Annotated in this window: 10 protein-coding genes; all 10 read right to left on the bottom strand. The window is 78.2% G+C overall.

Annotation, left to right across the window (positions count from 1 at the left end):
* Window positions 1-68: 68 nt before the first annotated feature.
* Complete coding sequence (locus AB0N29_RS14970) at window positions 69-1388, bottom strand: glycosyltransferase (RefSeq protein ID WP_364867889.1); 1320 nt, start codon at window positions 1386-1388, stop codon at window positions 69-71.
* Window positions 1385-2470, bottom strand: coding sequence for a hypothetical protein (locus AB0N29_RS14965; RefSeq protein WP_364867887.1), 1086 nt, complete (start codon window positions 2468-2470; stop codon window positions 1385-1387). Before AB0N29_RS14965 ends, AB0N29_RS14970 begins: the two co-directional genes overlap by 4 nt.
* Entirely contained in the window at window positions 2467-3387 is a 921-nt protein-coding gene (locus AB0N29_RS14960; RefSeq protein WP_364867885.1) for a sucrase ferredoxin, read from the bottom strand. The genes AB0N29_RS14965 and AB0N29_RS14960 overlap by 4 nt, the downstream gene beginning before the upstream one ends.
* The gene (locus tag AB0N29_RS14955; RefSeq protein ID WP_302268474.1) at window positions 3384-4541 is read right to left on the bottom strand and encodes a cupin domain-containing protein; all 1158 of its coding nucleotides are present in this window, start codon (window positions 4539-4541) and stop codon (window positions 3384-3386) included. Before AB0N29_RS14955 ends, AB0N29_RS14960 begins: the two co-directional genes overlap by 4 nt.
* Before the next feature lie 3 nt (window positions 4542-4544).
* Window positions 4545-4853: a hypothetical protein gene (locus tag AB0N29_RS14950; protein ID WP_364867883.1), complete on the bottom strand. Its 309-nt coding sequence runs from the start codon at window positions 4851-4853 to the stop codon at window positions 4545-4547.
* 91 nt (window positions 4854-4944) lie between these two features.
* Window positions 4945-7902 carry an AAA family ATPase gene (locus AB0N29_RS14945; RefSeq protein WP_364867881.1) on the bottom strand — a complete coding sequence of 986 codons (2958 nt, stop codon included), beginning with the start codon at window positions 7900-7902 and terminating at the stop codon, window positions 4945-4947.
* A 38-nt stretch (window positions 7903-7940) separates the two neighbouring features.
* Window positions 7941-8102: a hypothetical protein gene (locus AB0N29_RS14940; protein ID WP_364867879.1), complete on the bottom strand. Its 162-nt coding sequence runs from the start codon at window positions 8100-8102 to the stop codon at window positions 7941-7943.
* A gap of 121 nt (window positions 8103-8223) precedes the next feature.
* On the bottom strand, window positions 8224-9402 hold the full coding sequence (hutI, locus tag AB0N29_RS14935) for an imidazolonepropionase (protein WP_364867877.1): 1179 nt from the start codon (window positions 9400-9402) through the stop codon (window positions 8224-8226).
* Window positions 9399-10679: a formimidoylglutamate deiminase gene (locus AB0N29_RS14930; RefSeq protein WP_364867875.1), complete on the bottom strand. Its 1281-nt coding sequence runs from the start codon at window positions 10677-10679 to the stop codon at window positions 9399-9401. The genes hutI and AB0N29_RS14930 overlap by 4 nt, the downstream gene beginning before the upstream one ends.
* A complete protein-coding gene (locus AB0N29_RS14925; protein WP_364867873.1) occupies window positions 10676-11908 on the bottom strand; it encodes an allantoate amidohydrolase in 1233 nt (410 codons plus the stop codon). Before AB0N29_RS14925 ends, AB0N29_RS14930 begins: the two co-directional genes overlap by 4 nt.
* Window positions 11909-11917: the final 9 nt, after the last annotated feature.

Below are 11917 nucleotides of genomic sequence, written 5' to 3'. Positions count from 1 at the left end.
GTGTTCTTGACACGCGTCAACACCCTGCTGTGAACCAGGTCACGTGCGCTCCGCCGCAGCCCGGCGGTCTAGCCCCATCCGCCGAGGTGCGCCTCGAGCGAGGTGGTCGGCGGCACCGGCGCGAGCCCGAGCGCCGCGGCCGGCTCGGCGGCGTCGGCGGCGAGGTCGGTGCGCCCCCACCGCCGCCGACGCCGTATGCCGCGCAGCGCGTGCGCCGTGAGCAGGGGCGTGCCGTCGGGGCCGGTCAGCCGCAGCGTGCCCGGGGGCTCCGGGCCCGCGAGCCGGGCCACCACCGCCCGCCAGGCCTCGGCCGGACCGCGGGCCGCGGCGTCGAGGTGGAGGTGCCAGGCGTGGTCGGCGGCGACCGGGTCGACCGGGTCCGCGGTGGTCCGCGGGTCGCCCGCCACGAGCGCGGCTGCCGCGGGGGCGAGGTGCACGCGGGCGCTCGGCAGCGCGGCGAGCAGGCTGTCCAGGGCGACGACCAGGCCGGTCGGGTCCAGGTCGTCGGCCACGGTGACCACCGGGTCGGCCGGGCCGACGAGCAGCCCGCGGGGCGCCGCCCCGGGCGCGCTCACCCGCCGCGCCACGGCCAGGGTCTCCGCGAGCGCCCGGTCGCGGTCGTCGGGCCGGGGCGGGCGGTCGGCGAAGTCGGGCCCGTCGTGCCAGGCGACCGCGGCCGGCACGTGCGCCAGCAGCGCGCCGTGCCGCCACGCGCGGGCGGCCCACTCCCAGTCCTCGCCGCCGTAGGCGCGGAACGTCTCGTCGAAGCCGCCGACCTCCTCGTGCAGCCAGCGGCTGCAGGCGGCGACGGCGGAGAGGACGTAGCGGTAGGAGGTGTCGTCGGCGTCGCGCAGGTCCCGGGTCCGCACGTACCCGTCGGCCAGCCAGGCCGGCGCGGGCAGCTCGTGGGCCGGCCCGGCGACCTCCACCGGGGCGTCGACCGGGACGTCCGCGAGGTCGGCGTGCCGGCGGCGCCCGACGACCAGCGCCTCGGGGAGCCGGTGCGGCAGCCGCGCCAGCGCCGCGACGTACCCCGGCTCGGGGGTGGTGTCGGCGTCGAGGAAGACGAGCACCTCGCCGGTGCCGGCCGCGGCGCCGAGGTTGCGTGCGGCGGCGGCCCGGAACCCCTCGTCGGCCTGGCGGACCAGCCGCACCCCGTCCGGGACCTCGGGTGCGGTGCCGGACCCGTCGTCGGCGACGACCACCTCGAGCCGGTCGGCCGGGTGGGTCTGCCGGTTGAGCGCGTGGAGGGTGCGGGCCAGCTCGCGCGGCTGCTCGTAGTGGGTGACGACCACCGTGACGGTCGGCGGCGGGCCGGAGCGCGCGGGGGCGAGGTCCCAGCGGTTGCCGGGGACCGCGTTGCCGGCGGGTGGTCGGCGCAGGCTCACGGGAACGGCACGAAGACCGGCTGGACGGGGTCGGCGACGGTGCGGTGGACCGAGGCCCACCACGCGGCGTACTGCCGGGCGGCCGCCGCCAGGTCGGGGGCCGGCACCACCCCGTCGGGCAGCCAGGTCGAGGCCGGGTCGTCGAGCGCGCGCTCGAGGGCGGGGACCAGGCCGGCGTCGTCGTGGAGCACGTGCGCCCCGGGCCGCAGCGCGTCCATCTCGCGGGCGTAGGGCCCGTCGAGGAGCAGCGGCCGACGGCCGACGGCGAGCCACCGGTTGACCGAGGCCGAGGCCGACAGGTGCCGGTGGCCGCTGACCGGCACCCCCACCCGCGCCATCGCGACGGCCAGCTCGTCGTCGGGCAGCCACCCGGTCACGGTGAGGCCGACGCCCCCGGCGCGGGCGCGGCGGTGCAGCTCGTCGAGCAGGTCCTCGTGCCCTGGGACCGGGGAGCCGAGGCAGACGACGTCCACCTCGCGACCCCGGGCGCGCAGCTCGGTGGCGGCCTGCAGCAGCTCGCGGTGGCCCTTGTCGGGGTAGACGAAGCCCAGGGCGGCCAGGGTCGCCGGCCCCTCGGGTCCCGGACGGGCGGCGGGCCGCTCGCCGTGTCCGACAACGGGGAGTCCGACGACAGGGTGTCCGACGACGGGCAGGTGGACGACCGTGCCGGGCGGCAGGTCGTGGTCGGCGCCGACCCGGGCGAGCGCGCGCCGGAGCAGGTCGGCCTCGTGGTGGCTGCTCACCGCCCACCCGGCCGCGGCGTGGACGACCTCGGCGTAGGCGCACACCCGCTCCTCCGAGGCCCACGGCTGGGGCACGTCGTGCAGCGTGACGGTCGTCGGCGCGCGGTGGCACAGGCCGACCACCCGGCGCACCGACGTCGCCGCCGTCGGGCCGAGGAGCCGCTCGGTGAAGTGCACGTGCACGGGGCCGTCCGGCACCGGCCCGTCCAGGACGTCGGCGTCGCCGACCAGGGTGCGGGCGCCGAGCGCCGCGGCCAGCTGTGCGGCGTACTCCACGACGCCGTGCGTGCGCGGGCCGGCGAGGACCTGCAGCGGCACGTCGGCGGTCGGGCTGGTCATCCGGCGTCCTCCGGGGTCACCGCCTCGACCTCGTGCCGGGGCGTGGGGTTCTCGCGCGTCGCACGGCAGGTGAGCCGAGCCGGCGGTCCCTCGACGGTGCGGACCCGGACCGACCAGACCCCGCCGGCGACCTCGAACACTGCGTTCGTCACCCGGTTCGTCGCCGAGCCCCCGACGGATCGGTCCACCCAGCGCACGGCGTCGCGCCGCGTCTCGCCGAGGTGGCGACGCAGCGCGACCTCGGCGGCCTGGACCGGCATGGGGTACGCCGTGCGCCCGCGCAGGTGGTCCAGCTCGAGGTGCCCCCGGGTGGACGCGGCGGCCACGGCGAGGGCGGCGGCGGGGTCGAGCCGGCCGTAGTAGAGCCCGTCGGGCAGGAGCAGCAGGTTCCCGGCGTACCGGTCGCCGCCGATGTGGGAGACCTCCCAGGTCTCCTCGGGGTGGGCGGCCGCGAGCGCGGCCGCGACCGGCCGGCCGAGCTCGGCGCAGCAGGCGTCGTGGCGACCGTGCGTGCAGACCGCGAGGAGGGTGCCGTCGTGCGGGTCGAGGCCGCTGCTGCCGCCCCCGCGGAGCGAGGCGAGGTCGAGGTCGAGCACCTCGTGGGGGTCGGCCAGCGTCCCCGCCTCCAGGCGGGTGCCCTGCGGCAGGCAGGACGCGGCGAAGACCCGCAGTCCGGAGCCGGCGTCGCGGGTGAGCGCGGGGCGCCGGACGAGCAGTGGTCGCACGCGGGCCGCGGCCGCTGCCGCGGCGATCCGCGCGCCGAGCCCGTCGGGCAGCCGGGCGTCGCGCAGCGCGTCGACGCCCCACGGCCCGGCGTGCTCGAGGAGCAGGAAGGCGCGGACGGTGGAGGCCGTGCCGGCTGGCTCCTCGCCGCGGCCGGTGCTGGCCGCGGAGCAGCGGAACGGCGCGGTCGTCACCGGAGGACCTCGAGCAGCCCTTCCCGGACGAGGCGGCGGCAGAGCACCAGCCGCGACTGCGGGTCGAGGTGGTCGGCCAGGTCGGCCGGCCGCAGCTCCGCGCGGGCGCGGACCCCCTCGAGGGCCGGCGCGAGCCGGGCGGGCACCTCGAGCACCCGGTCGCCGAGCAGCACCTCGAGCCGCCCGCCGTCGGCGGGCAGCAGCACGCAGGGGTGGCCCGCCCGTCGCCGCAGCAGGGTGTCGTCGGTGAGGGAGTCGAGCGCGAGCACGTCGTGCAGCCCGCCGGGCACCCGCGGTGGGCGGGTGGTGAGGAAGCGCCGTACCTCCTGCGCCGCCGCGGCCCCGGCGTCGACCTCACGAACCCGGGCGGCCAGCGCCTCGAGCCGGTCCGCGAGGCCGGTGGCCAGGGGCGCCCGGTCGTCGAGGTAGCCGGCGGGCAGGTGGTCGTCGGGGACCTCGGCGAGCAGCGGGCGCACCGCGCGCTCGACGAGGCCGCGCCAGGTGAGCTGGTTGATGCCGATGGTGACGTGCAGCGAGACGGTGTCCTGGGCACGCGCGGCGTGGGGCGTGCCGGTCGGGAGGTACATCGACAGGCCGGGCTCCAGCAGGACCTCCTCCGGCCCGTCCTCGCCGTGGACCTCCCACTGCTTGGTGCCGGCGGTCTGGAAGACGAACACGTCGTGGGAGTCGGAGTGGACCGCGAAGCCCTGCGAGCCGGGCGGCGTGAGGTACGCGTTGGCCTGGCACGGGTGGCCCAGCTCCAGCTCGAGCTGGGCGACCAGCCGGGTCAGCGGCGGGTGGTAGCGGTGCAGTCCCTGGAGGACGACGGTGGCGCCGCCGGCGAAGGCCTCGAGCGCCTTGCGGCCGTCGACCAGGCCGGTGAGGGGCTTCCCGGCGAGGGTGGCCGAGCGGGTGTACGTCGACTCCGCGAGCACGGACCCGTCCTGGGCCAGCCGCACCGACGGCGTGCGGATCGCGGTCGAGGTCAGCAGGTGGTCGGCGTCGTCGAGCGACAGCAGCCCGACGAGGTCCGCGGGGGCGGTGCGGTGCAGGTGCACGCGGGACGCCCAGACCTTCTCCAGGAAGGTCCGGGCGTCACCGCTGAGCAGGTCGAGCGCCGGGTTGCGGTCCGGCGTCGGGGCGAGGTCGGTCAACGCTCAGGCGTCGGTGCCGTCGGAGTCACCCGCGTCGCCGTCGGTGGTGTCGGTCGCGTCGCCGTCCGAGGCGTCACCGTCGGTGCCGTCGGAGTCGCCGCCGTCGGTGCCGTCGGAGTCGCCGCCGTCGGTGCCGTCGGAGTCGCCGCCGTCGGTGCCGTCGGCGTCACCCGCGTCGCCGTCGGTGCTGTCGGTGGCGTCGCCGTCGCTCCCGTCGGAGTCACCAGACTCGGCGAGGCCCATCGTGGGGTCCCCGGCGGGGACGGTGGTCATGTCGTCGTCGGACAGGGGCTCTTCGGGGGTGCTGGTCATGACGGCCTCCACAACGTGGTTCGGGGTCCGGGTCGCCCGTCCGATACCCCGCCCCGCCGGGGAGCACACGACGGCCGCGGCAGGTGCCGCGTCAGTCGACGAGGCCGCGGCGCCGGGCGATCGCCGCGGCCTCGGTCCGGCCGGCGGCGCCGAGCTTGGCGAGGATCCGGGAGACGTGCACGGAGACCGTCTTGGTGCTGATGAACAGCTGCCGCCCGATCTCCCCGTTGGAGCGGCCCTGGGCGACGAGCGCCAGGATCTCGGCCTCCCGCGCGGTCAGGGCGTCCGGGGCCTCGTCGGCCCGCGCGGCGGTCCCGCCCAGCGCCCGCAGCTCGTCGAGGAGGGGCTGCGCCCCGAGCCGGCGGGCGGCGGCCCGGGCGGCGTCCGCCTCCTCCCGCGCGCCGGCCGGGTCGCCGACCGCGCGCAGCACGCCGGCCAGCGCCGCCCGGCTGCGCGCCAGCTCGTGCGCGTGCCCGTGCTCCTCGAACGCCGCCACCGTGGCGCGCCACGCGCCCACCAGGGCGTCCTGCTCCGGGGCACCGGTCCCGAGCAGCCAGCGGGCACGGAGCGCCTCGGCCTCCAGGCGGGCGGCCCAGGCCCGGCCCTCCGGCCCCCAGTGCACCGACGGGTCGGCCCGGTCCAGCACCGCGCGCCCGTCGGCGTGCAGCCGCTCGACCTCGCCCACCCACACCGCCCGGTCGGCCGTGGCCAGCCGGGGCAGGGCGGGGGCGAGCTCGCGCAACGCCGTGGCGGCCAGCCGGATGCGCGCCGTGAACCACGGGTGCCAGATGCGGCCCAGGACCTCCACCGCGTCGGCGTACGCCGCCAGCACCGCCCGCGGGTCGCCCGCGCGGCCGGCGCAGACCAGCTCGAGCTCCGCGGCGTGGATCGCGACGCCGCCCTCGCGCTCCCAGAACCGGCGCAGCTCCCGGACCTGCGCGCCGACCTCCTCGCCGCGCCCCTGCAGCACCAGGAGCCGCACGGTCCGCAGCATCGCGCGGGGCACCGGCGGCGCCGACCCGTCGGCGACCGCGGTCAGCTCCAGCACGGAGTCCCACCGGCCCCGGACGAGGTCGACGAGCGCGAGCTGCCACCGCGACTCGAAGCCGTACGGCGCCCACGGCAGCCCGACCGCGGTGGCCCGGTCCATCGCGCCGCGGAACCACTCGGCGGCGGTGTCGAGCTCCCCCCAGTCCTGGTAGGACCGGCCGAGGAAGAACCGGCCGCGCAGCTCGGCGTGGACGGCGCCGGTCCGCTCGGCGCGGTCGACCGCGTCGACCAGCGCCGCGCGCAGGCCCTCCTTGGGGCCGCTCTTCTTCAGCGCGGACAGGGTCGTGATCGCGTCGGAGGCCAGCTCGGGCAGGTCGAGCCGCTCGGCCAGGGCGAGGGCGTCCAGCCCGACCGGCTCTGCCTCGTCCCAGCGTCCGAGGGAGCCGAGGACGCCCGCCTGGTTGGCGAGCACCCGCGCCCGCAACGGGGTCTCCCCCGGCGGCGTGAGCGCGACCGCCTCCGCCGCGACCGCCGCGGGGTCGAGGTCGGTCTCGATGATCAGCAGCACCCCGGCGTACGCCGTCAGCAGGCGTGGCCGCCACAGCGGCGAGGCGTCCGCGGGCAGCCGGTCGAGCTGCTCGCGCAGCAGCGCCGCCGCGCGCTCGGGCTCGCCGCTCTGAGTGAGGGCGTCGGCGGCGCTGACGACGAGCTGGGACAGGTCGACGTCCGCGCTGGCGCCGCGCCGCGGGTCGGCGAGCAGCTCCAGGGCCTGCTGGTAGTGGTGGGCCGCCTCCCCGGGGCCACCGACCGCCGTGGCCTCCCGGCCGGCGCGGACGCTCGCGACGAGCGCGGTGTCGAGGTCGAGGGCGAGCCGGGCGTGCCGGGCCAGCTCGGCGGCCGTGCCGCGGGCGCGGCCCTCGCGCAGCGCCTCGGCGTACTGCCCGTGCAGCCGCACCCGCTCGCCCGGCAGCAGGTCGTCGTAGACCGCCTCGCCGAGCAGCGCGTGCCGGAAGGAGTAGGTGTCGTCGTCGGCGACCAGGACGTTCATCTCCACGGCCTCGCGCAGGCCCTCGTCGACCGCCACCGGATCCAGTCCCGAGGCGGCCTCCAGGGCCTCGTGGGAGACCTTGCGCCCGGCGGCGCTGGCCGTGCGCACGAGCCGGCGGGCGGCGTCGCCGAGCCGGTCGAGCCGCACGAGGAGCAGGTCGGCGAGGTCGGCGGGGACCCAGTCCCCCGAGCCGCTCGCCGCGCTGGTGAGCTCCTCGACGAAGAAGGCGTTGCCCTCGGCGCGGTCGACGATCGCCCCGAGGGCGCGCTCGTCGAGCCCGTCCGGCGCGAGCTGCGCGACCAGCTCCCGGACCGCGGCGTCGGGCAGCGGACCCAGCGCGACCCGGTCCACCCCCTGCAGCCGGCTCCACTCCGCCACCTGGCGGCGCAGCGGGTGGCGGCGGTGCAGGTCGTCGGAGCGGTACGAGGCGACGATGGCGACGCGCCCGCCGAAGGGCCGGCCGAACAGGAAGCTGAGCAGGTCGCGGGTCGACCGGTCGGCCCAGTGGGCGTCCTCGACGACGAGCAGGACCGGTGCCTCCTCGGCAGCCGCGCCGAGCAGCGCGTGGACCGCCTCGAAGAGGTCCCCCCGCGCCAGCGCGGACGTCTCGTCCCGGTCGGCACCCTCCGCGCGTCCCGCGCCGGCGCCCAGCACCCGGCGCCCCGGCTGGAGCCGCAGGAGCACCGGCTGCTCGGCGGTCACCCGCTCCACGAGCTCGGGCCGGTCGGCGGCGAGCCGGCCGAGCACCTCCGAGAACGGCAGGTACGGCAGCGCGCTGTCGCCCAGGTCGAGGCAGTGGCCGGCCAGCACCCGCCACCCGCGGTCGACGGCGAGGTCGCGCAGCGCGGTGAGCAGGCGGGTCTTGCCGACGCCGGCGTCCCCGGACAGCAGCACGACGCGACCGGCCGGCGTGGGGCCCGGGTCCTGCGCCGGGGACGCCAGGACGCCGAGCGCCACGGCTGTCTCCGCGAGCTCGGCGTCGCGGCCGACGAGGGTCCGGGAGGTGGTCACGGGCCCCATCCTGGCGCGCTCCACGGACGGTCGCGCGGTCAAGCGGTCGACCAGTGCCCGGGGCCCGGGAGCAGGGTCCCCGCCGGGAGCTGCGGGAAGCGCACCCGCGGGTGCCTGCGCCGGCGTGCGGCGGCGACCTCCTCACGGATCTGGTCGCGGCGGTGCTGCAGCTCGGCCTCGTAGGCGAACGGGGTGTACATCACGGTGGCTCCTCGTCTCGGTTCGTGCCTCCGAGGCTGCGCCGCTGAGGTAGGCGCCCACATCGGGCGTGCGACGTACCCCGCGCCGGCCCGACCACCTCAGGCCCCCGCCGCGACCACCTCAGACGGCGCCGAGCACCGGCCTGCCGCGCTGCCAGACGCCCGCGACGAGCGGGACGCCGGGGCGGTAGGCGAGGTGCACGTGGGAGGGCGCGTCGAGCACCACGAGGTCGGCCCGGCGGCCGGGGACGAGCACGCCGACGTCGTCCCGGTCCAGCGCGCGGGCGCCCCCGGCGGTCGCCGCGCGGACGGCCTCGGCCGGCGTCATCCCCATCTCCCGGACGGCCAGCGCGACGCAGAACGGCATCGAGCTGGTGAACGACGACCCCGGGTTGCAGTCGCTCGCGAGGGCGACCGTGACGCCGGCGTCGAGGAGCCGGCGCGCGTCGGGGTAGGGCTGCCGGGTCGAGAACTCCACGCCCGGCAGCAGCGTCGCCACCGTGCCGCTGTCGCGCAGCGCGGCGACGTCGGCGTCGTCGAGGTGGGTGCAGTGGTCCACGGCCACGAGGCCGAGCTCGGCGGCCAGCCGGACCCCCGGGCCGGGCCCGAGCTGGTTGGCGTGCAGCCGCCCGCGCAGCCCCGCCGCCGCGCCGGCCCGCAGCACGGTGCGGGCCTGGTCGGCGTCGAAGGCGCCCCGCTCGCAGAACACGTCGATCCACCGGGCGTGCTCGACCGCGGCGGCGAGCATCGGGCCGGTCACCAGCGCGACGTACTCCTCGGGCGTGGTGCCGTCGGGGACGACGTGCGCCCCGAGGTACGTCGCCTCCTCGGTCAGCAGCCGGGCGACCGCCAGGCTGCGGGCCTCGTCGCGGACGGTCAGCCCGTAGCCGCTCTTGACCTCGACGGTCGTGGTCCCCTGCCGGAGCATCTCCTCGACCAGGCGCCGGGCGCCGGAGAGCAGCTGCTCGTCGGTGGCGGCGCGGGTGGCGGCGACGGTGGTCCGGATCCCGCCGGCGGCGTACGGCGTGCCGGCCATCCGGGCCGCGAACTCACCGGCCCGGTCCCCGCCGAAGACCAGGTGGCTGTGGCTGTCGACGAACCCGGGGAGCACCGCCCGTCCGCCCACGTCGACCTGCGCGTCGGCCGCCGGCGCCTCCGCGGCCGGGCCGACCCAGGCCACCCGGCTGCCCTCGACCACCACGGCGGCCCGCTCGAGCGTGCCGAGCAGCCCGCCGGCCTCCTGGTGCGCGGGGTCGTTGGTGACCAGCTCGCCGATGCCGGTGATGACCGTGCTCGTCACGCGAGCACCTCCTCGACCGCGGCGGCGAGCTCCCGGCCGATGGCCGGCCGGTCCTCGCGGCGGGCCACCCAGCGCCCGTCGACCATCGTGGCGACGACGTCCTCGGCGCCCGCGGCGAAGACGGCCGTGTGCTCGTCGGCGCCGGTGCCGGCGGTCCGGACGGTGCCGGTGTCGAGGACGACGAGGTCGGCCCGGTGACCGACGGAGAGGGCGCCGGCGTCGTCGACCCCGAGGCTGTCGTGCCGGGTGGCGGCGGCGAGCAGGTCGGCGGCCGGCCAGTGCCCGCGGGTGCGGCTCGCGAGCCGCTCGTCGAGCTCGAGGGCGCGCATCTCCTCGAACAGGTCGACCACCGCGTGGCTGTCCGAGCCCAGGCCCAGCCGCGCGCCGGCCTCGTGCAGGCGGCGCCCGGGGCCGATGCCGTCGCCGAGGTCGCGCTCGGTGGTGGGGCAGAAGCACGCGGTGGTGCCCGTGTCGCCGAGCAGCGCGACGTCCTCGTCGGTCAGGTGGGTGGCGTGGACGACCGTCGTGCCGGGGCCGAGCAGGCCCTCGTCGTGGAGCAGCCGCGTCGGGGTCACGCCGTACGCCGCGCGGCAGTCGTCGTTCTCCGCCGGCTGCTCGGAGAGGTGGACGTGCAGCGGCGCCAGCCCGCGGAAGGCGGCCAGCTCCGCGCGGGGCACGGCCCGCACCGAGTGCACCGCCGCCCCGACGCGCACCCCGCTCAGCGCCGCCACCCGCTGCGCCCACGCGGCCGCCGACCCGTCGGAGCAGCGCACCTGGGCGCCGGTCACCGGCGCCCCGAATCCCGAGCTGAGGTAGCAGGTGTCCAGCAGCACCAGCCGGATGCCCGTCTCCTCGGCCGCGGCGGCCAGCGCGTGGCCCATCGCGTTCGGGTCGTCGTACGGCGTCCCGTCGGGGCGGTGGTGCAGGTAGTGGAACTCGCCCACGGTCGTCACCCCGCCGGCGAGCATCTCCCGGAACACCGCCCGCGCGAGCCGGTGGTAGGTCTCCGGCGTGAGCCGCGCGGCCACGTCGTACATCTGCTCGCGCCAGGTCCAGAAGGTGCCGCTCCCCCGCTGCGTGCGCCCGCGCAGCGCCCGGTGGAAGGCGTGGCTGTGGCAGTTCGCCAGGCCGGGCAGCGCCAGGCCGGGGACCCGCTCCGCGTCGGCCCCCGGGGCGTCGGGCGCGACGGTCGCGAACCGCCCGTCGACCACCTCGACCAGCACGTCGTCGCGGACGGTCCCGTCGACCCAGGCCCGCTCGAGGAGGTACGCCGTCACCGGACCGCCCCTGTTCCCCGACCGGTCGCCGGACCCGTCACGAGCGGGGCCAGCACGTCGGCCAGCGCCTCGACGCCGGCCAGGCAGTCGGCCGTCTCGGCGTGCTCGGCCGGCGAGTGGGAGACGCCGGTCGGATTGCGCACGAAGAGCATCGCGCTGCGCACGCCGGCCGCGGCGAGCACGCCGGCGTCGTGGCCGGCCTGCGTCGCCAGCACCGGCCACCGCCGCGCCCCGGCGACCGGCGCGACCACCGAGGGCTCGAAGGTCACCGCGCCGGACACCGACTCCGGGGTCACGGTCACCGTGGTGCCGTCCCGCTCCGCCCGCGACGCCGCGTGCTCGGAGACGCCCGCGACCAGCGCGGCCAGCGCCTCCTCCGAGGCACACCGGGCGTCGAGCCAGGCGGTCACCCGGGAGGGGATCGCGTTGGTGCCGTTCGGCGCGACCTCGACCCGGCCGAACGTGGCGCGGGCGTCCGGCGCGGCCAACCGCGCCTGCTCGTGGGCGGCGAGGGCGGTCGCGGCGTAGGTGAGCATCGGGTCCGCGCGGTCCTCCATCCGGGTCGTGCCGGCGTGGTCGGCGGTGCCGGTGACGTCCAGGCGCCACCGGCCGTGGGGCCAGATGCCGCTCGCGACGCCGACCGCTGCCCCGAGGTCGACGAGGGCACGGCCCTGCTCGACGTGGAGCTCGACGAACGTGCCGACGCCGGCCAGCAGGCGCGAGGGCCCGTCCTCGGCGGCCCCGGGCACCAGGTCGCCCAGCCGGACCCCGTCGCGGTCGACCAGCCCCTCGACGTCGGCCCAGGCGACCGCGCCCGTGGCCAGGCGCGAGCCCAGGCAGGCCAGGCCGAAGCGCGAGCCCTCCTCCTCGACGAGGACACCGACGCCCAGCGGCCGCTGCGGGACGACCCCGCGCTCGCGGAGCAGGTCGACCGCCGCCAGCGCCGAGACCACACCGAGCGGGCCGTCGTACGCACCGCCGTCGAGCACCGAGTCCAGGTGGGAACCGGTCACCACCCGCTCGCCGGGCAGGTCCGGGCCCCACCACGCGACGGTGTTGCCGACCCCGTCGGTCTCCATCACCAGGCCGCGCGCTGCGGCCTGCTCGACGAACCAGGCCCGCAGCTCGGCCTCGGCGGTCGTCCAGGGCTGGCGGAGGTACCCGCCCGAGGCCGCCGACCGGCCCACCGGCCGCAGGTCGGCCCACATCCGCTCGAGGTCATCGACCACGCCGCACCT

This window comes from Nocardioides sp. NPDC092400, from assembly GCF_040684155.1.
GTDB lineage: Bacteria > Actinomycetota > Actinomycetes > Propionibacteriales > Nocardioidaceae > Nocardioides.
This window is presented reverse-complemented; position numbering and strand designations above follow the sequence as displayed.